General features: G+C 54.1%; 17 protein-coding genes. 6 read left to right on the top strand and 11 right to left on the bottom strand.

Translation table 11 applies throughout. From position 1 onward, the window contains the following. Positions 1-35 precede the first annotated feature (35 nt). Positions 36-797, bottom strand: coding sequence for a uridine phosphorylase (gene udp / locus OGY72_RS15950; RefSeq protein WP_003828923.1), 762 nt, complete (start codon positions 795-797; stop codon positions 36-38). A 265-nt stretch (positions 798-1,062) separates the two neighbouring features. Here udp and OGY72_RS15945 point away from each other — a divergent pair, with 265 nt between their 5' ends. Continuing rightward, positions 1,063-1,869 (top strand): dienelactone hydrolase family protein, encoded by an 807-nt coding sequence (locus tag OGY72_RS15945; protein WP_003828924.1) that lies wholly within the window; start codon positions 1,063-1,065, stop codon positions 1,867-1,869. A 96-nt stretch (positions 1,870-1,965) separates the two neighbouring features. Here the strand turns inward: OGY72_RS15945 and metE are convergent, their stop codons facing one another. Then, positions 1,966-4,227, bottom strand: coding sequence for a 5-methyltetrahydropteroyltriglutamate--homocysteine S-methyltransferase (gene metE, locus OGY72_RS15940; protein WP_286548274.1), 2,262 nt, complete (start codon positions 4,225-4,227; stop codon positions 1,966-1,968). A 248-nt stretch (positions 4,228-4,475) separates the two neighbouring features. On the opposite strand from metE, the gene metR reads away from it, so the two are divergent. Continuing rightward, positions 4,476-5,429, top strand: a complete 954-nt coding sequence (gene metR / locus OGY72_RS15935; protein ID WP_003017908.1) for an HTH-type transcriptional regulator MetR — start codon at positions 4,476-4,478, stop codon at positions 5,427-5,429. Here metR and OGY72_RS15930 read toward each other — a convergent pair. From OGY72_RS15930 to pldB, 3 genes are all read right to left on the bottom strand, one after another. Further along, positions 5,317-6,216, bottom strand: coding sequence for a carboxylate/amino acid/amine transporter (locus OGY72_RS15930; RefSeq protein WP_003828930.1), 900 nt, complete (start codon positions 6,214-6,216; stop codon positions 5,317-5,319). The two genes, metR and OGY72_RS15930, sit on opposite strands and share 113 nt — an antisense overlap. Before the next feature lie 79 nt (positions 6,217-6,295). After that, positions 6,296-7,096, bottom strand: coding sequence for a sugar/pyridoxal phosphate phosphatase YigL (gene yigL, locus OGY72_RS15925; RefSeq protein WP_008787091.1), 801 nt, complete (start codon positions 7,094-7,096; stop codon positions 6,296-6,298). 15 nt (positions 7,097-7,111) lie between these two features. Continuing rightward, the gene (gene pldB / locus OGY72_RS15920; protein WP_003017911.1) at positions 7,112-8,128 is read right to left on the bottom strand and encodes a lysophospholipase L2; all 1,017 of its coding nucleotides are present in this window, start codon (positions 8,126-8,128) and stop codon (positions 7,112-7,114) included. A gap of 110 nt (positions 8,129-8,238) precedes the next feature. Between pldB and rhtB the strand changes: the two genes are divergently transcribed. Together rhtB and OGY72_RS15910 are read left to right on the top strand one after the other, a co-directional pair. Then, entirely contained in the window at positions 8,239-8,859 is a 621-nt protein-coding gene (rhtB, locus tag OGY72_RS15915) for a homoserine/homoserine lactone efflux protein (protein WP_003828938.1), read from the top strand. A gap of 162 nt (positions 8,860-9,021) precedes the next feature. Then, positions 9,022-9,906 (top strand): Rpn family recombination-promoting nuclease/putative transposase, encoded by an 885-nt coding sequence (locus OGY72_RS15910; protein ID WP_148362628.1) that lies wholly within the window; start codon positions 9,022-9,024, stop codon positions 9,904-9,906. A gap of 38 nt (positions 9,907-9,944) precedes the next feature. On the opposite strand, the gene rhtC is transcribed toward OGY72_RS15910, so the two are convergent. The 3 genes from rhtC to pldA all read right to left on the bottom strand — a co-directional run bounded on the left by rhtC (position 9,945) and on the right by pldA (position 13,416). Continuing rightward, positions 9,945-10,565 (bottom strand): threonine export protein RhtC, encoded by a 621-nt coding sequence (gene rhtC, locus OGY72_RS15905; RefSeq protein WP_003828942.1) that lies wholly within the window; start codon positions 10,563-10,565, stop codon positions 9,945-9,947. Between the two features lie 63 nt (positions 10,566-10,628). Next, a complete protein-coding gene (gene recQ, locus OGY72_RS15900) occupies positions 10,629-12,458 on the bottom strand; it encodes an ATP-dependent DNA helicase RecQ (RefSeq protein WP_148362629.1) in 1,830 nt (609 codons plus the stop codon). Positions 12,459-12,546: 88 nt separating this feature from the next. Further along, positions 12,547-13,416 carry a phospholipase A gene (gene pldA, locus OGY72_RS15895; RefSeq protein WP_003828947.1) on the bottom strand — a complete coding sequence of 290 codons (870 nt, stop codon included), beginning with the start codon at positions 13,414-13,416 and terminating at the stop codon, positions 12,547-12,549. A 165-nt stretch (positions 13,417-13,581) separates the two neighbouring features. Between pldA and yigI the strand changes: the two genes are divergently transcribed. Together yigI and rarD are read left to right on the top strand one after the other, a co-directional pair. Continuing rightward, positions 13,582-14,049: an acyl-CoA thioesterase YigI gene (gene yigI, locus OGY72_RS15890; RefSeq protein ID WP_003828949.1), complete on the top strand. Its 468-nt coding sequence runs from the start codon at positions 13,582-13,584 to the stop codon at positions 14,047-14,049. Between the two features lie 51 nt (positions 14,050-14,100). Beyond that, positions 14,101-14,994: an EamA family transporter RarD gene (gene rarD / locus OGY72_RS15885; protein WP_003828953.1), complete on the top strand. Its 894-nt coding sequence runs from the start codon at positions 14,101-14,103 to the stop codon at positions 14,992-14,994. 73 nt (positions 14,995-15,067) lie between these two features. Here rarD and corA read toward each other — a convergent pair whose 3' ends face one another. From corA to uvrD, 3 genes are all read right to left on the bottom strand, one after another. Beyond that, positions 15,068-16,018 carry a magnesium/cobalt transporter CorA gene (corA, locus tag OGY72_RS15880; RefSeq protein WP_003017920.1) on the bottom strand — a complete coding sequence of 317 codons (951 nt, stop codon included), beginning with the start codon at positions 16,016-16,018 and terminating at the stop codon, positions 15,068-15,070. Between the two features lie 154 nt (positions 16,019-16,172). Then, positions 16,173-16,229 carry a YsgD/CorL family protein gene (ysgD, locus tag OGY72_RS15875; RefSeq protein ID WP_212723238.1) on the bottom strand — a complete coding sequence of 19 codons (57 nt, stop codon included), beginning with the start codon at positions 16,227-16,229 and terminating at the stop codon, positions 16,173-16,175. Positions 16,230-16,476: 247 nt separating this feature from the next. Beyond that, positions 16,477-18,639, bottom strand: a complete 2,163-nt coding sequence (uvrD, locus tag OGY72_RS15870; protein WP_003828957.1) for a DNA helicase II — start codon at positions 18,637-18,639, stop codon at positions 16,477-16,479. Positions 18,640-18,719 lie beyond the last annotated feature (80 nt).

Genomic DNA, 18,719 nt, shown 5'->3' with positions numbered 1-18,719 from the left:
CCGAACGCGTCGGCCTTTTTGAATAGAAGGGAGAATTACAGTAAACGACGCGCGGCTTCAACCACGATTTTCACCGCGTGACTTTCCGTTTGTTTCATCGTTTCCGCATTAGGGATCTCTTGCTGAGTACGGTTCACGATAACACCCGCGACCATACCGGCACGCAGACCCTGGCTTGCGCACATGGTCAGCAGCGTAGCAGATTCCATTTCGTAGTTCATAACGCCCATAGACTGCCACTCTTCCATTGAGCCTTTGAAACGGCTCACGACGCGACCAGAGAAGGTGTCATAACGCTCCTGGCCCGGGTAGAAGGTGTCAGAAGACGCGGTGACCCCCACGTGAGTGGTGGCGCCGATAGATTTCGCCGCTTCCACCAGCGCGGTGGTGCACTCGAAGTCCGCAACGGCCGGGAATTCCATTGGTGCGAAGTGCAGGCTTGCACCGTCCAGACGAACAGATGCAGTGGTAACCAGTACATCACCTACGTTGATATGCGGCTGGATAGCGCCAGTCGTACCGATACGCAGGAAGGTACGAATGCCCAGCTGTGCCAGTTCTTCTACGGCAATAGAGGTGGACGGGCCGCCGATACCGGTAGAACAAACGATCACGGCTTTACCATCCAGCTCAGCACGCCAGGTAGTGAACTCGCGATGAGATGCCAGCTTAACCGGCTTATCCATCAGCGCGGCGATCTTTTCCACACGCTCCGGGTCGCCAGGGACGATAGCAAGCGTAGCCCCTTGTAAATCGTTCTTAGTGAGGCCGAGATGAAAAACATCAGACTTAGACATAAAAACTCCTCTGTGAATCGGTTTTGTCAGAAGAAGCAAAAACACACTTTACCGAAGGCATAAACATATTTTCGTGACAGTCATCACTATGATGTAAATCAATTGCATTCAATTACCATCAAAAAGTGATTAATGTCACATAAATGATGTGATGTAAGGAAGCCCTGCACAAAAGATAGCCCGTTTAAGGCAATGTGGTTCGTTGCATGTGTCTATAGTTAACAATGCGCTTTTTTGCTGAATATTTAAGGGTACGGAGAATACCATGACAACACGACAATCTGGCTTTGCACCTGCTGTATCTCCACCGACGTCTACCACGGTTCACACCCCGGATAATGCAATTATCGCCGGTGTAACGTCCATACCTTCACAAGGCGATGATATGCCAGCGTATCACGCACGACCAAAACAGACTGATGGCCTGCTGCCCGTAGTCATTGTCGTGCAGGAGATTTTTGGTATTCATGAGCACATTCGTGACGTTTGCCGTCGTCTGGCTCTGGAAGGGTATCTGGCTATCGCACCAGAACTCTATTTTCGCGAAGGCGATCCCAATGACTTTGCCGATATCCCTACGCTGCTTAGTGGCCTTGTCGCCAAAGTGCCCGACTCTCAGGTACTGGCCGATCTGGACCACGTCGCCAGTTGGGCCTCCCGCAACGGAGGAGATGCGCACCAGTTGATGATCACCGGATTTTGCTGGGGTGGGCGCATCACCTGGCTGTATGCCGCACATAATCCGCAGTTAAAAGCGGCCGTGGCGTGGTATGGCAAACTGGTGGGTGATAAAACCCTCAACTCGCCAAAACATCCCGTTGATATCGCAACCGATCTTAACGCCCCCGTTTTGGGGCTTTATGGCGGCCAGGACACCAGCATTCCGCAAGATACCGTTGAAACAATGCGCCAGGCACTGCGCGCCGCCAATGCTAAAGCGGAAATCGTGGTCTATCCCGATGCCGGACATGCGTTCAACGCCGATTATCGCCCGAGCTATCACGAAGAGTCCGCGAAAGACGGCTGGCAGAGAATGCTGGAGTGGTTCGTGCAATACGGTGGGAAGAAATAAACGTTAATTGCCCGGTGGCGGCGACGCCTGACCGGGCCTACAACTATTGCGATTTCCTGTAACCCGGGTAAGCGCCAGCGCTTCCCGGGCACCGAATTACGCCTGACGCAGATTCTGCGCGGCCTTGACCATGTTTGCCAGCGCGGCACGCGTTTCCGGCCAGCCGCGGGTTTTCAGGCCGCAGTCCGGGTTCACCCACAGACGTTCTGCTGGAATACGCTGCTCGGCTTTCTTCAACAGGGATTCAATCCACTCCACGCTCGGAACGTTCGGCGAGTGAATATCGTATACGCCCGGCCCGATTTCGTTCGGATAGTCGAACTCTTCAAACGATTCCAGCAACTCCATATCAGAGCGCGAGGTTTCGATAGTGATCACGTCCGCATCCAGCGCCGCAATGGAGTCCATGATGTCGTTGAACTCGCAATAACACATGTGGGTGTGGATCTGGGTTTCATCCTTCGCTACCGCCGCGTTAATACGGAAGGCTTCCACGCCCCACTCCAGATACGCCGCCCAGTCGCTGCGGCGCAGCGGCAGACCTTCGCGCAGTGCCGGTTCATCAATCTGGATGATGCCGATACCCGCCGCTTCCAGATCCGCCACTTCATCACGCAGCGCCAGCGCAATCTGCTTCGCGATGGTTTCACGCGTCACGTCTTCACGCGGGAATGACCAGCAGAGAATGGTCACCGGACCGGTCAGCATGCCTTTTACAGGTTTGTCGGTCAGCGACTGGGCATACTTCGCCCACTCAACGGTGATCGCTTCCGGGCGACTGACGTCGCCAATGACCACCGGCGGCTTCACGCAGCGAGAACCGTAGCTCTGCACCCAACCGTTTTGGGTAAAGACGAAACCGTCCAGGTGCTCACCAAAGTATTCGACCATGTCATTACGCTCGGCTTCACCGTGTACCAGCACGTCGAGACCCAGACGTTCCTGTTCAACAATCGCCTGTTTGATATGTTCCGCAATTCCGGTGCGATAGTTACCAGCATCCAGGTTGCCCTTTTTGAAGTCCAGGCGCAGGCCGCGAATTTCTGTGGTTTGCGGGAATGAACCGATAGTCGTAGTCGGCCATGCCGGCAGATTAAAGCGGGCACGTTGCGCCTCGGCGCGAACCGGGTAAGCGTTAGCGCGCTGGCTGTCCTGGGCGGTGATTGCCGCCAGACGTTTTTCCACTGCAGCGTTGTGTACGCGGGTAGAGTGACGACGAGCCTGAATCGGTGCGCTCCACTCGGCAATTGCCGCCGTATCACCGCTATTCAACGCATCGCGCAGAAGCGCCAGCTCGCCGCATTTTTGCAGGGCGAAGGCAAACCAGCTCTTCACTTCTGCATCAAGGCGGGTTTCAACACTGAGATCGATTGGGCTGTGCAGCAGGGAGCAGGAAGAAGCCACCCACAGGTTACGTTTCCCGACGATATCTTTGATTTGTGCGTATTTTTCGCTGAGATCGGCACGCCAGACGTTGCGGCCGTTCACCAGCCCCGCTGACAGCAGCCAGTCGGCAGGCAGACGTTTATGCAACTCGGCTGCATCATCTTTGCCGTGCACGAAGTCAACGTGCAGTCCCTGCACCGGCAGGGCGGTAATGGTATCCAGGTTTGGCGTTACGCCTTCGAAGTAAGTGGTCAGCAGCAGCTTCATCTGACCCGTCAGCGCGTCATAAGCCGGTTTGAAGGCCTCCAGCCACGCTTGCGGCAATTCCAGCACCAGAGCGGGTTCGTCAATCTGCACCCACTCAATACCGCGTTTCGCCAGCTCGGCCAGCACCTGCTGGTAAACCGGCAGAATGTCGTTCAACAGGCTCAGACGGTCAAACTGCTCGCCTTTCACTTTACCCAACCACAGGTAGGTTACCGGCCCTAACAGCACAGGTTTCACCTTGTGGCCGAGCGCCAGCGCTTCGTCCACTTCATCCAGCAGTTGGGTCCAGGTCAGTTTGAACTGCTGACCTTTGGTGAACTCTGGCACCATGTAGTGATAGTTGGTGTTAAACCATTTGGTCATTTCTGCCGCCGCGGCGGGTTCACCCGTTGGTGCGCGGCCACGGCCAATGCGGAATAAGGTATCGATATCGACCGAGCCGTCTTTATTTTGATGGCGAGCCGGAACGTTGCCGAGCAGCAGGCTAGTAGTCAGCACGTGATCGTACCAGGCAAAATCACCCACCGGCAGCAGGTCAACGCCCGCCTGCTTCTGCTGATCCCAGTGGCGGGCACGCAGCTCGCGGCCAACGGTCAGCAAATCTTCACGGGAAGAATTTCCCGCCCAGTAGCTTTCTTGCGCTTTCTTCAACTCGCGACGCAGGCCAACGCGAGGGAAACCGAGGGTGTGATTCAATATTGTCATTTTTCTTCCTCTCTTATTTTATTGAATCTGAAGCAAAAACTCTAAATAGTTCGGTTTGCAGGAAGGCGGCGACACAGCGCATCCCCAGGAGCTTACTGAAGTAAGTGACTGGGGTAAGCGAGGAAGCCAACGCATCTGCAAGCCGAAATATGACGAGTTTTGGACGTCCAGATGTTTACACATCCATAATTGGCGGTTACTGTATATTCCTCAAGCGCAATTTATTCATGCCGAAGTGAAGGACTTTCATGATCGAGATTAAACACCTGAAAACGCTCCAGGCGTTGCGGAATAGTGGTTCTCTTGCAGCCGCAGCGGCGACGTTGCATCAGACCCAATCCGCCCTTTCTCACCAGTTCAGCGATCTGGAGCAGCGCCTTGGCTTTCGACTTTTTATCCGTAAAAGCCAGCCTCTGCGCTTTACGCCGCAGGGAGAAATCCTGCTGCAGTTAGCCAATCAGGTGTTGCCGCAAATTGGTCGTGCGCTGCAGGCCTGCAACGAACCGCAGCAAACCAGGTTGCGAATCGCGATTGAATGTCACAGTTGTATTCAATGGCTGACGCCCGCGCTGGAGAATTTTCGTGCTAACTGGCCGCAGGTGGAGATGGACTTTAAATCCGGCGTGACGTTCGATCCGCAACCAGCGCTACAGCAGGATGAGCTGGATCTGGTGTTAACCTCCGACATCCTGCCGCGCAGCGGATTGCACTACTCGCCGATGTTCGATTTTGAAGTCCGCCTGGTACTGGCGCCTGACCATCCGTTGGCTAGCAAAACGCAAATCACGCCAGAAGATTTGGCCAGCGAGACGCTGCTCATTTACCCGGTGCAACGGAGTCGACTGGATGTATGGCGGCATTTCCTGCAACCTGCAGGCGTTAGTCCGTCGCTGAAAAGCGTGGATAACACCTTGCTGCTGATTCAGATGGTTGCAGCCAGAATGGGTATCGCGGCGTTACCGCACTGGGTGGTGGAGAGTTTTGAACGCCAGGGCCTGGTAGTGACCAAAACCCTGGGTGATGGATTGTGGAGCCGACTGTACGCCGCCGTGCGTGATGGCGAGCAGCGACAGCCGGTCACAGAAGCGTTTATTCGCTCAGCGCGGAATCACGCCTGCGATCACCTGCCGTTTGTACGGAGTGCGGAACGACCCACTTTCGATGTACCCACAGTGAAGCCACTATCACAGCCGCACCAATGATGAAGCTTGGCCAGTGAGGTTGTTGATGCCAGATAGCCAGGTTAACCAACAGTCCGGCAGGGACATGCATATTGTTCATGATGCCCAGCGTGCCCGCATCCACCTGGGTCGCACCGTAGTTCCACATAAAGTAACCAATGCCGGACGCCGCCACGCCAAGAAAGACCAGAATTCCCCACTGTAGCGTGGTTGCAGGCATTTTCTGCGCATTGCCCAGCATGAACCAGGCCACGACAGCCACCATAAAGGCGCCCATATAAAACCAGGCAAAGGCGTTGTGCTGCGGCATTGGCCGCGTCTCCATCAGACGTTTATAGCCCACCATACCAATGGCAAAGCTGATATTGGACAACTGCACCAGCAGCAGACCGGTCCAGAAGTGGCTGGTCACCTGATCGTAACGAATGATCCCCGCACCAATCACCGCCAGTAACGCACTAAAGGCGTAACTCCAGCGCAGACGACGTCCGCTCATCAGATCATAAATCAGCGTAATGTAGAGCGGCGTCAGCACGGTAAAGAGCAGCAGTTCTGAAACCGTCAGGTACAGATAGGCGTGAAAACTCAGCATGTACATAATGCCAAGCTGCATGGCACCCACCAGCATATACAGCCCGATCGTTTTTACGCTGTGCCCACGAGTACGTAGAAACGGCAGGAACACCAGCGCAGCCAGCCCAACGCGCACCAGCACCGCAAAATAGCTATCGACATGACCGGCAAGGTACTCGCCAAACAGGCTAAAGGAAAAGGCCCACAGAATTGTGGTAATGATGAGTAACGCCACAATGGATGTCTCTTAACAAAAGGTACACCCATTGTAGCGAAGTTTTTAGTTGACAACTGGTCAACTAACGAACAGAAGGTTACTGCAAAAACAGTTCACGCAGATAGTGTGGCACGGCATCGTCGGCATTAAGACCAATGACTTCCAGTTCCGGGTGCAGATCCTTCAGGCGCTGGTGGGCGTTGCCCATGATGCAGCCTTTACCTGCCATGGAGAGCATTTCCGCATCGTTCATCCCGTCGCCAAAGGCGATGCAGTCTTTCAGGCTGTAGCCCATCGCTTTTGCTACCGCTTCCAGCGCATGACCTTTCGATACGCCGCCAGCCATGACTTCCAGACAGGTAAGCGTAGAGAAGCTGACGTTAACGCGATCGCCCCAGCGGGCGTTAATCGCCTGCTCCAGCGGCAGTAGCCTTTCGTGAGAGTCGGTGGTGAAGAATACTTTGCTGACGCCTTCAGGCTCCAGTAATGCAGGTTCAAACAGTGAATAGTTAAACACCGCTTCTTTGAAGAAACGCATTTCGTCCGGACGATGGCGATTCATAAACCACTCATCATCGCGATAAACGTTGGTCACGATGTCCGGGTTTGCATTCACTACGCCAAACAGGTCGCTGGCAATGTCACGATCCAGATTATGCGAAAACACCAGATTCCCGTCAGAATCATGCACGCGCGCGCCGTTAGACGTGATCATGTAGGTTTTAATGCCGAGGTTATCGCGAATTTGCCCCACATCAACATGATGACGGCCTGTCGCAAACACGAAGTTAACGCCACGAGCGGTCAATAACTTCAGCGTCTCTTTGGCATAAGGGGACAAAGTATGGTCGGGAGAAAGCAGCGTACCGTCTAAATCAGACGCAACAACCTGATACATAAGAAAATTCAACCTCTAGGCAAAGCGGGTTCCGCTGGATGAGTTATGCTTGTCGAAAAATTCGACAATAGCGTTAAGCGCGACTGAGCGCATTGCGTCCTTTTCAAAAAGGATCTCATGGTACGCGCCTTTGATGACAAGCGGCTGACCCCCTTCTACAGGATGGCCTGCTGCGGCGCGGAGTTCACAAAAACGATCGTGCATGCGGTTATCTACCACCCGCTCTTCTTCAGCCTGAATCAGCAGCGTCGGCGTCGCATCATCCCCGGCGCCAGCCAAAACCTGTTCACCGGCCAGAATCCCTTCGCGTACCCAGTGATAGGTGGGACCGCCAACGCGCAACCGCGGCTCATCAGCATAGAAGCGCAGATTGCGCCGATAGCGCTGTCGACTATGGGTTAACGCATTCATACCGAACGGCAGCGCCCGCCAGCGCCCGGTTCCCATCGCATAGCCTTCGCGGATCCGCGGATGCCCTTCAGCCCAGTCCAGAATATGGCGTACCATCCAGTCGGGAAAGCGCATCACAATACCAAACATCGGTGCGCAAAGCGCGATGGCATCACACTGATTCGGGTGGCGCTGCAGGAATAACGTGGCAATCGCCCCACCCATTGAATGCGCCAGGATATAGCGTTTTCTCCACGGGCCGGGTAGCACTTCCTGCTGCCAGAAGGCGGTTAGATCGTCGACATAATCATTAAAGTTATCGACATGACCGCGATGCGGATCCGAAAGCATACGCCCGGAACGCCCCTGGCCACGGTGATCGATAATGAGAACGTCAAAACCAGAATGAAACAGGTCATACGCCAGTTCAGCGTATTTCACGTAACTTTCAATGCGTCCAGGACAGACGACGATGACGCGATCGTTTTTTTCTGCATGAAAACGAACAAAATGTACGGGAATATCATCCACGCCCGTAAATTCCGCTTCTTCCCGCTGACGCCAGAAATCTGTCAGTGGCCCCATGGAAAAAGCAGCAAACGCGTTTTCTCTTGTTTCCCAGTCTTTTTGCTGCTGAAACATCGGGTATCCAGCCTCGCTGACCAAGTAAAATCGTTTTTTTCGCCGTCACTGACACAACCTAACGGCAGTAGCGTATTGTGGCATAAAAATAGACAATCCGGGAGTTTCTCATGACCTTTGAATGGTGGTTCGCCTACCTGCTGACCTCTATTATTTTGAGCTTGTCCCCAGGCTCTGGCGCAATCAATACCATGACCACCGCCATCAGCCACGGATATCGCGGTGCCAGCGCGTCGATTGCGGGTTTGCAGACCGGGTTGGGTATTCATATCGTTCTGGTTGGCGTAGGACTGGGAACGCTATTTTCACGTTCGGTAATCGCATTTGAGGTGCTGAAGTGGGCGGGAGCGGCCTATCTGATTTGGCTGGGTATCCAGCAGTGGCGCGCGGCGGGTGCTATCGATCTGAATACCATGGCGAATACGCAATCGCGCAGCCGCCTGTTCAAACGCGCGGTCTTTGTTAATCTGACCAACCCCAAGAGCATAGTTTTTCTTGCCGCTCTGTTCCCGCAGTTCATCCTGCCGCAGGAACCGCAGTTGATGCAGTACGTGGTGCTTGGCGTCACAACCATCGTGGTCGATATCATTGTGATGATCGGTTACGCGACGTTGGCCACGCGCATTGCAGGCTGGATTAAAGGGCCAAAGCAAATGAAGGCGCTCAACAAAGTGTTTGGCTCGCTATTTATGCTGATAGGCGCCCTGCTGGCATCGGCAAGGCATGCCTAGCAAATGGAACAACGCTCGCAATGAAATGCTAACAGTATGAGCGTCTGAACATGACTTTTCGTACTTTGCCGCAAAGGGAGAAAAGCCTTTTATTCTGTACTGTTAGACGTTGATTGCTAATGCCAGAATTCCGCCACATTCACCTTTCACGGATGATTAACGATGGCGGAAGTAACAACACCACATGATGCAGTATTTAAGACCTTCCTCTCCCGCGTGGAAACTGCGCGGGACTTTATCGAACTTCATCTTCCGCCCTCGTTGATCAAAATCTGCAAACTGGAAACGCTCCGTCTGGAATCAGGCAGTTTTGTGGAGGACGATCTGCGTCCCTATTTCAGCGATATTCTCTACTCACTGGAAACCACCAGCGGGCATGGCTATGTACACGTGCTCATTGAGCATCAAAGCTCACCGGACAAGCATATGTCATTTCGCCTGATGCGCTACGCTATCGCAGCGATGCAACGTCATCTTGAGGCGGGAAACGACACTCTGCCGCTGGTTATTCCAGTGCTCTTTTACCATGGCAAGCAAAGCCCATGGCAAGGTTCGATGAACTGGCTGGATCACTTTGAGGATTCAGCGACCGCCCTTCAACTTTACAGCACACCGTTTCCGTTGGTGGATGTGACGGTTATTCCAGATGATGAAATCATGCAGCATCGCAGCATGGCGGCACTGACATTAGTACAAAAACACATTCGCCAGCGCGACATGGCGCAGCTGCTGGATAAACTTACCCGTCTGTTTATGCTGGAGAAGATGAGCGGACAACAAATAACCGTGCTGGTAAACTACATGGTGCAAGCAGGGAATACACAAGATGTTCAGACATTATTGTATAAGCTGGCACAGCGTGTGCCGCAGCATGGAGACAAACTGATGACAATGGCGGATCAACTAAAGCAGATAGGCCGCGAAGAGGGTAAACGTATTGCCCTTACTGATGTGGCAAAAGCGATGCTAAAGCGGGGTCTTGATACCGACGCAATTATGGAAATGACCGGCCTTTCGAAGGACGAATTACAGAAGCTTGCGCAATAAACCGCATACCGCCTGGGACTCCCAGGCGGGTAACAAACTTAGCGCGAAATAATCAGGTGGATGCCGAAACCCGCAAACAGCGCGCCAGCAAAACCATCAATCCACTTCGCCAGACGCTGATAGCCACGACGCATTTTCGGCAACGCAAACAGGCTGGCGACCACGGTAAACCACGCCAGCGTTTCCACGATGATCAGGGCAAAAATCCCCCAACGCGCGCCCGTTCCCACGTTATCGCCAACGAACAATGAGAAGACGGAGCCGAAATAGATAATGGCTTTAGGGTTCGCCAGGTTGGTCAGCAGACCTTTCAAAAAACTGCGTCCGCTCTGCGCCAGCTCCACCTGCGGAGTGGGAGCTGCAACATCCTGTTTTTTAAATGCGCCGCGCAGCATCTGATAACCCATCCAGCACAGATACAGCCCCCCGCCCACCATAATAATGGTGTGCAGCCAGGCCATTTTTTCGATAATCAGATGCAGGCCGAGCAGCGCCACGCCAGCCCAGACCATGACGCCGCAGGTAATACCCAGCACGCCCATCATGGCCTCTTTACGCGAACGGCTAACCGCAGTTTGAGAAACAAAAAAGAAATCGGGACCGGGGCTCATCAGCGCAACGATATGCACCAACGCAACGGTGAAAAATAGCGTTAACATAAAAATGACTCGCGGGGGAATAGTTCAGTGAGTCACCATCCTGGCACTTTTTTGCCCGGCTGACTACTCTTCGTCGTCACCATCAACGTGTGCGCGAATAAGCGCCATAAACTCTTTACCGAAACGCTCAAGTTTACGCATCCCCACGCCGTTAACGCTTAGCATTTCACTCGGTGAAACCGGCATCTGCTCGGCCATTTCAATCAGCGTGGCGTCGTTGAACACCACGTACGGCGGAATGTTCTCTTCATCGGCAATGGCTTTACGCAGCTTACGCAATTTGGCGAACAGTTTGCGGTCATAGTTGCCACCGAAGGATTTCTGCATCGCACGCGGTTTCAGCGCCACAATACGCGGTACCGCAAGCTGTAGCGCAACGTCACCGCGCAACACCGGACGCGCGGCTTCGGTTAGCTGTAACGCGGAGTGATGAGCAATATTCTGCGTCACCAGGCCCAGGTGAATAAGCTGGCGAATAACGCTCACCCAGTGTTCGTGGCTTTGCTCGCGACCAATGCCATAGACCGGCAGTTTGTCATGAGCCAGTTCGCGAATACGCTGGTTATTCGCTCCGCGCAGCACTTCCACGACGTACCCCATGCCGAAGCGTTGGTTAACACGATAAATCGTCGACAGCGCTTTGCGCGCATCCATGAGTCCGTCATACTGTTTTGGCGGGTCGAGGCAGATGTCGCAGTTACCACACGGTTCCTGACGCCCTTCGCCAAAATAGTTCAGCAGCACCAGACGACGACAGGTCTGCGCCTCGGCAAACGCCCCCATCGCATTGAGCTTATGCCGTTCGATATCCAGTAGTTGCCCTGCGGGTTTCTCTTCGAGGCAGCGGCGTAGCCATGCCATATCAGCCGGATCGTAAAACAGCATCGCTTCCGCAGGCAGGCCATCACGCCCGGCGCGGCCGGTTTCCTGGTAATAGGATTCGATGTTGCGCGGAATATCGAAATGCACCACGAAGCGTACGTTAGGTTTGTTGATCCCCATACCGAACGCCACGGTCGCCACTACGATTTGCAGGTCGTCGCGCTGGAATTTCTCCTGCACCTCGGCGCGTATAGCGTTTTCTAGCCCGGCATGATAAGCCCCGGCGCTGATGCCACGGCTTTGCAGACGCGCGGCGGTGTCTTCGACTTTGGCGCGACTGTTACAATAGATAATGCCAGACTTACCGCGCTGCTCTTGCACGTAGCGCATCAGCTGATCGAGCGGCTTAAACTTCTCCATCAGCATGTAGCGAATGTTCGGGCGGTCAAAGCTGCTGATCTGAATTAACGGATCGTTCAGTCCCAGCAGACGCACAATGTCCAGCCGGGTTGTCTCATCCGCGGTCGCGGTCAGCGCCACAAACGGCAGGGTTGGGAAACGCTGACGTAACTGGCCCAGCGCAGCGTACTCGGGGCGGAAATCATGCCCCCACTGCGAAATACAGTGCGCTTCATCAACCGCCAGCAGCACCGGATTCCAGTGCGCCAGATGCTCAAGGAAGTTATCCAGCATCAGGCGTTCGGGCGCAATATACAGTAAGCGAATCTGCCCGCTGCGACAGCCCGCCATCACCTCAAGCTGCTGTTCACGACTTTGAGTAGAATTCAGGCACGCCGCCGCCACGCCGTTGGCCAGCAGTTGATCGACCTGATCTTTCATCAGGGAAATCAGCGGGGAAACGACAACGGTGAGTCCGTTTAGCAATAACGCGGGAATTTGATAGCACAGGGATTTACCGCCGCCGGTCGGCATAACGACCAGGCAGTCGCGACCAGAGAGCACGGTATCAATGATTTCTTCCTGACCGGGGCGAAACTGTTGGTAGCCAAAGGTTTCCTGCAAAACCTGTTTAGCGCCCATTTCCAGATTCAACACTTCCGCCTGCGCCACATTAACCCCATTCGCCCGAAATAAAAACAGGCGCTATTTTCAGCGCCTGAGAGAGAAACTGCAATGATTAAAATACTCTCAATACTTATCAGAAGATATCGTTGAGCATCACACCAACACCAACACGCGTCTGATTGAAGTTGTAGTCAATCAGCGATTCGCCGTAACCACTGTAGACCTGAGTGTATAGACGCACATGCTTCGTGATGGGGTAACTGGCCCCCAGCTCTGCGCCGCCGTAGCCGGTATTCCAGTTGTACTGGCCTTTCACGCTGATAACCGCGTCACCCAGGTGATACCCCATTTTCAGCTGATAGTAGCCCATGTATTTAGTGATATCAGGGTTATCGTCGGTGCTACCAATAACGTACCACGGCTTAACTTCCACCAGCCAGTTACCATTTTCAGCCATCAGACGGGTATAAAGACGGTTCCAGCTACGTGAAGTGGGATCGGATCGGCCGTTGGAGTCATGGTTATAACCCATTTCGACATCACGAAGCGTCCAACCGGCAAAGCGATAGTCTGTGGCGAAACCGAGGAACAATTGCGGTTCGTAGTTGGTTTCGCGAAACGGTGAAGACTCTTCACTGTTCGAAAGCTGCCACCAGGACTTCTGGGTATAGGAACCGCCAAGTACCGAGTTTGGGCCTAATATCCCGCGCCAGAGCGGAAACGCCAGGCTTAGCTGAAACTTAACCTCATCTTTGCGCGCATTTTCGGACCAGCTATAACTGCTGATCGCCTCTTTGTTCATGTCGCTGGTATTGGTGTAAATAAGATAGTTGGTGTCATACGGATAAAGCGTGAAAGGGTTGTCATGTTCCTGCAGCATATTGGCGATAATACTGCCACGAACCGCCGGTGCATCATGAATCTCTTTCACTGTCGCTTCCTGCGCATACGCGGTCAACGGCAGCATAATTGCTGGTAGTAACCATCCCAGAATCGCCCGCATCGGTAATGTTCTCCTGAACCAAAATATTGATGAATTGTATAATTATCTGGCAAGTATTCTACATACTTAGCTAGTTCCTCGTTAGTTATCCCGTCCTAAAGTAGAAAACAACAAATAATAAGCATAATATCAACATTTCATTAACCATTGAGATGTAGGGATCGTATGTCTGCCGTACTTACTGCTGAGGAAGCGCTGAAGTTAGTGGGTGAAATGTTTGTCTATCATATGCCGTTTAACCGGGCGCTGGGACTGGAGCTCGAACGCTATGAGAAAGAATTTGCTCAATTAGCCTTTAATAACCAACCGATGATGGTCGGCAACTGGGCGCAAAGCATTCTGCATGGCGGCGTGATCGCCTCGGCGCTGGACGTCGCCGCGGGGCTGGTATGCGTTGGGAGTACGCTGACCCGCCATGAAACGATCAGCGAGGACGAACTGCGTCAGCGAATGTCACGCATGGGCACAATCGATTTGCGTGTTGATTATCTGCGCCCCGGAAGAGGGAGCCGCTTTACCGCCACCAGTAGCCTGCTGCGGGCGGGCAATAAAGTCGCTGTGGCGCGCGTGGAACTGCATAACGAAGAACAGCTTTATATTGCCAGCGCAACCGCCACTTATATGGTGGGGTAAGTGCCTAAAAAAAGGTAAACTGCTGTTACATTTCTGCAATGAGTTTTCCCGATGGATGCTAAACAAACGCGGCAGGGCGTGCTACTCGCTCTTGCTGCTTATTTTATTTGGGGTATCGCTCCCGCCTACTTCAAGCTGATTTACTATGTCCCGGCAGATGAGATCCTGACGCACCGCGTCATCTGGTCGTTTTTCTTTATGGTGGTACTGATGAGCATCAGTCGCCAGTGGTCGGGCGTCAAAACGCTACTACAAACGCCAAAGAAGATTTTCCTGCTGGCGCTCTCTGCCGTGCTCATCGGCGGAAACTGGCTGCTGTTCATTTGGGCGGTCAATAATCACCATATGCTGGAAGCCAGCCTCGGCTATTTTATTAACCCACTGGTGAATATTGTGCTGGGAATGCTATTCCTCGGTGAGCGCTTTCGTCGCATGCAGTGGCTGGCGGTACTGTTAGCCGCCTGCGGCGTGCTGGTACAGCTGTGGACCTTCGGATCGCTGCCAATAATCGCGCTGGGACTGGCGTTCAGCTTTGCGTTCTATGGGCTGGTGCGCAAGAAGATTGCCGTCGAAGCACAAACCGGCATGCTGATCGAAACCCTGTGGCTTTTACCTGTCGCCGCCATCTATCTGTTTGGCATTGCGGACAGCTCAACCAGCCATATGGGGCAAAACCCCATGTCGCTCAACCTGCTGTTGATTGCCGCGGGTGTCGTGACCACCATTCCGCTGTTGTGCTTTACCGGCGCGGCAACCCGCCTGCGTCTGTCAACGCTGGGATTCTTCCAGTATATCGGGCCTACGCTGATGTTCCTGCTGGCCGTCACCTTCTATGGTGAAGTTCCGGGAACGGATAAAATGGTCACGTTTGCGTTTATCTGGGTGGCGCTGGCGATTTTCGTGATGGATGCGATTTATACGCAACGACGGGTTCGTCGGAGCTAGGGGAGTGCCGGATGGCGCTTCGCTTATCCGGCCTACAAAAGCACATCGCCGTAGGCCGGATAAAGTACAGTGATTACAGCCAGTTCTTGCGCTTAAAGTACAGATACGGCGCCAGACCCGCGAGCATCATAAAGACAATCGCGCCCGGGTAACCGAAGCTCCAGTGCAATTCCGGCATAAACTCAAAGTTCATCCCGTAGCTGGAAGCCACCAGCGTCGGCGGCAGGAATACCACAGAAACCACCGAGAAGATCTTGATGATGCGGTTCTGCTCGATGTTGATAAAGCCCATCGCCGCCTGCATCAGGAAGTTAACCTTCTGGAACAGCGATTCATTATGCGGCAGCAGGGACTCGATATCGCGCAGGATCTCACGCGCCTGCTCCAGCTGACTGCCCGGCAAACGCGCTTTACGTACCAGGAAGTTCAACGCGCGCTGGGTATCCATCAGACACAGACGTACCTTCCAGCCGATATCTTCCAGTTCCGCCAATGTCGACAGCGCTTCGTCATACTCATCGCCCTGACGCCCTTCCATGATCACACGGCTGAGTTTTTCCAGGTCGCTGTAGATGTTTTCGATCTCATCCGCCAGCTGTTCAATTTTGGTTTCGAACAGGTCGAGCAACAGCTCGTAGGCGTTGCCATCCACCATCGCCTGGTTACGCGCACGCATGCGGTACAGGCGGAAGGCCGGCAGTTCGCGCTCGCGCAGAGTAAACAGGCGGCCTTCGCGAATGGTAAATGCGACGGTTGAGTTACCTGCGTGATCGTCGGCGTCTTCGTAAAAGAAGAAGGAGTGGATGTGCAGACCGTCTTCGTCTTCAAAAAAACGTGCGGATGCTTCGATGTCTTCCAGTTCAGGGCGCGTAGCCAGATTCTGGCCCAAGTCCTTTTGCACACGGTTTCGTTCTTCGTCATCCGGCTCGACTAAATCGACCCAGACCGAACTGGCCAGATGCTCGATCTCGTCTGCCTCAAGGCGAGTTAAACGATTGTTTTCCAGTTGAAATGCGCTCAGCATGACCGGGACTCCCAATGCAAAAAATTATCGGACAGTTCGGAGGGCACACAGAAACAAATTGGGTTTCAGACCATTAAACAGCCTGACTCAGCGCGACGGGAAAAAACAGAAGGTCGCTGACAACCGCGAAGGCTATCAGCAAAAAGGGATAGCCTTAGGAGTTGATCCTGGATGACAGGATAATGAGCCAGTATCTACTGGGTGTGTCCAAGGCGAATGTCCTCTTAGCGTAATCGTGCGCGCATGTTACGCCAGCAAAATTTTGACGTCAACACGCAACGGATGGCGAAAAAGTAATAATTTCCCCTTATACAGAAAGGTTAGCAGAGGGGAATTATTTATCTATGATTTCAGAATATTAACCGACAGATAGCCGGATGGCGGCTTCGCCTTATCCGGCCTACAAATCAAAATATTACGTTCTGCGTAGGCCTGATAAGCGCAGCGACATCAGGCGATCATACCGTTTCCAGTCTGGCGTAGGCGGCAACCAGCCATTTGATCCCCTGCCCCTGGAATGCGACCTGCAAACGACTGTGTTCGCCGCTTCCTTCTAGATTAACGATGGTGCCCTCGCCAAACTTAGCGTGGCGCACGCGCTGGCCGAGCTTGTAGCCGGTATCATTTTCCGCCATTGGCGTGCCCATCCGCTGATGACTCACCGGGCGGCTAACCGTGGCACGCAGGCGAACCTCTTCAACGCACGCTTCCGGCAGTTCGCCGATAAAGCGCGACGGACGATGGTAAACCTCTTTGCCGTACAGACGACGCGTCTCGGCATAGGTCAGCGTCAGCTTCTGCATCGCGCGGGTTACACCGACGTAAGCCAGGCGGCGCTCTTCTTCGAGGCGACCACCTTCGTCCAGCGACATCTGGCTGGGGAACATGCCTTCTTCCATCCCCACGATAAACACCTGCGGGAACTCCAGACCTTTCGCCGAGTGCAGCGTCATCAGCTGTACCGCGTCCTGCCAGGTATCCGCCTGCCCTTCGCCCGCTTCCAGCGCGGCGTGAGACAGGAACGCCTGCAGCGGCATTAAGTCTTCGTCTTCTTCGTTGTAGCTGAACTGGCGCGTTGCCGTCACCAGTTCGTCTAAGTTTTCGATACGCGTCTGGCCTTTCTCACCTTTTTCCTGCTCGTACATCATGCGCAGGCCGGAGTCTTTAATCACCCGGTCAGTCTGCACGTGCAGCGGCATATCGGCGGTCTCCTGCGCCAGTGCGTCAATCAGCTCCATAAAGCGCTGTAAGGCGCTGGCGGCGCGACCCGCGAGGGCTTTTTCCTGCAACAGCTCACGACAGGCCTGCCACAGTGTTAGCTGGCGGTCACGGGAGGTCTGACGCACCACATCTAAAGTACGATCGCCAATCCCGCGGGTTGGCGTATTCACCACGCGCTCAAACGCGGCGTCGTCATTGCGGTTGGCGATCAGGCGCAGGTAAGAGAGCGCATCTTTGATTTCCTGGCGTTCGAAGAAGCGCATCCCGCCATAGATCCGATACGGCATGCTAGCCTGTAACAACGCCTCTTCCAGTACGCGCGACTGGGCGTTACTGCGATAAAGAATGGCGCACTGTTCCAGCGCTCCGCCGTTGTCCTGCCAGGTCTTGATGCGATTGACCACAAAGCGCGCTTCATCAAGCTCGTTGAACGCGCAGTACAGCGAGATCGGTTCGCCGTCGACGCCGTCGGTCCACAGTTTTTTACCCAGACGCCCGTTGTTGTTTTCAATCAGGGCGTTGGCCGCGCTGAGGATATTGTTAGTCGAGCGGTAGTTTTGCTCCAGGCGAATAGTTTCTGCGCCGGGGAAGTCAGTGAGGAAGCGCTGGATGTTCTCCACCTGCGCTCCGCGCCAGCCATAGATCGACTGATCGTCATCGCCGACGATCATTACCTTGCCGGTATCGCCCGCCAGCAGGCGGATCCACGCGTACTGAATGTTGTTGGTATCCTGAAATTCGTCCACCAGGATATTGGTAAAGCGTTCGCGGTAGTGCTGCAGGATATGCGGCTTGTTGAGCCACAGCTCGTGAGCGCGCAGCAGCAACTCGGCGAAATCCACCAGCCCCGCGCGGTCACATGCTTCCTGGTAAGCCTGATACACTTTCTGCCAGGTTTGCTCAACCGGGTTGCCGTAGCTTTGCAGGTGGTGCGGACGCAGCCCTTCGTCTTTCTGGCTGTTGATGAACCACATCGCCTGACGCGGCGGCCACTGCTTCTCATCAAGGTTCATCGCCTTGATCAGACGCTTGAGCAAACGCAGTTGGTCTTCGCTGTCGAGGATCTGAAAATCCTGCGGCAGGTTTGCATCCATATGATGCGCGCGCAGCAGACGGTGGGCCAGACCGTGGAATGTACCGACCCACATACCGCCCTGGCTGGTTCCCATGATCTGGCCGATACGGTGGCGCATTTCCGCCGCCGCTTTGTTGGTAAAGGTCACCGCCATAATGGAGTACGGCGAGTTGTTCTCAACCGTCAGTAACCAGGCGATACGGTGCACCAGCACGCGCGTTTTACCACTCCCCGCGCCTGCCAGAACCAGCATGTTGCTGCGTGGCGCGGCCACCGCTTCACGCTGTTTATCATTAAGGCTGTCGAGCAGGTAAGAAACGTCCATTGGCACCGCCGCGTAAAGTAGGTAAGGCGGATAAGCGTAGCGCCATCCGCCAAAAAGCTGGGTATATATACAGAGTTCTG

The sequence above is a fragment of the Citrobacter sp. Cpo221 genome, from assembly GCF_030332345.1.
Taxonomy (GTDB): domain Bacteria; phylum Pseudomonadota; class Gammaproteobacteria; order Enterobacterales; family Enterobacteriaceae; genus Citrobacter; species Citrobacter portucalensis.
This window is presented reverse-complemented; position numbering and strand designations above follow the sequence as displayed.

Coding starts and splice junctions, on each gene's coding strand:
- udp (WP_003828923.1), bottom strand. CDS start 797: ATGTCTAAGTCTGATGTTTTTCATCTCGGCCTCACTAAGAACGATTTA.
- OGY72_RS15945 (WP_003828924.1), top strand. CDS start 1,063: ATGACAACACGACAATCTGGCTTTGCACCTGCTGTATCTCCACCGACG.
- metE (WP_286548274.1), bottom strand. CDS start 4,227: ATGACAATATTGAATCACACCCTCGGTTTCCCTCGCGTTGGCCTGCGT.
- metR (WP_003017908.1), top strand. CDS start 4,476: ATGATCGAGATTAAACACCTGAAAACGCTCCAGGCGTTGCGGAATAGT.
- yigL (WP_008787091.1), bottom strand. CDS start 7,096: ATGTATCAGGTTGTTGCGTCTGATTTAGACGGTACGCTGCTTTCTCCC.
- pldB (WP_003017911.1), bottom strand. CDS start 8,128: ATGTTTCAGCAGCAAAAAGACTGGGAAACAAGAGAAAACGCGTTTGCT.
- rhtB (WP_003828938.1), top strand. CDS start 8,239: ATGACCTTTGAATGGTGGTTCGCCTACCTGCTGACCTCTATTATTTTG.
- OGY72_RS15910 (WP_148362628.1), top strand. CDS start 9,022: ATGGCGGAAGTAACAACACCACATGATGCAGTATTTAAGACCTTCCTC.
- rhtC (WP_003828942.1), bottom strand. CDS start 10,565: ATGTTAACGCTATTTTTCACCGTTGCGTTGGTGCATATCGTTGCGCTG.
- pldA (WP_003828947.1), bottom strand. CDS start 13,416: ATGCGGGCGATTCTGGGATGGTTACTACCAGCAATTATGCTGCCGTTG.
- yigI (WP_003828949.1), top strand. CDS start 13,582: ATGTCTGCCGTACTTACTGCTGAGGAAGCGCTGAAGTTAGTGGGTGAA.
- rarD (WP_003828953.1), top strand. CDS start 14,101: ATGGATGCTAAACAAACGCGGCAGGGCGTGCTACTCGCTCTTGCTGCT.
- corA (WP_003017920.1), bottom strand. CDS start 16,018: ATGCTGAGCGCATTTCAACTGGAAAACAATCGTTTAACTCGCCTTGAG.
- uvrD (WP_003828957.1), bottom strand. CDS start 18,639: ATGGACGTTTCTTACCTGCTCGACAGCCTTAATGATAAACAGCGTGAA.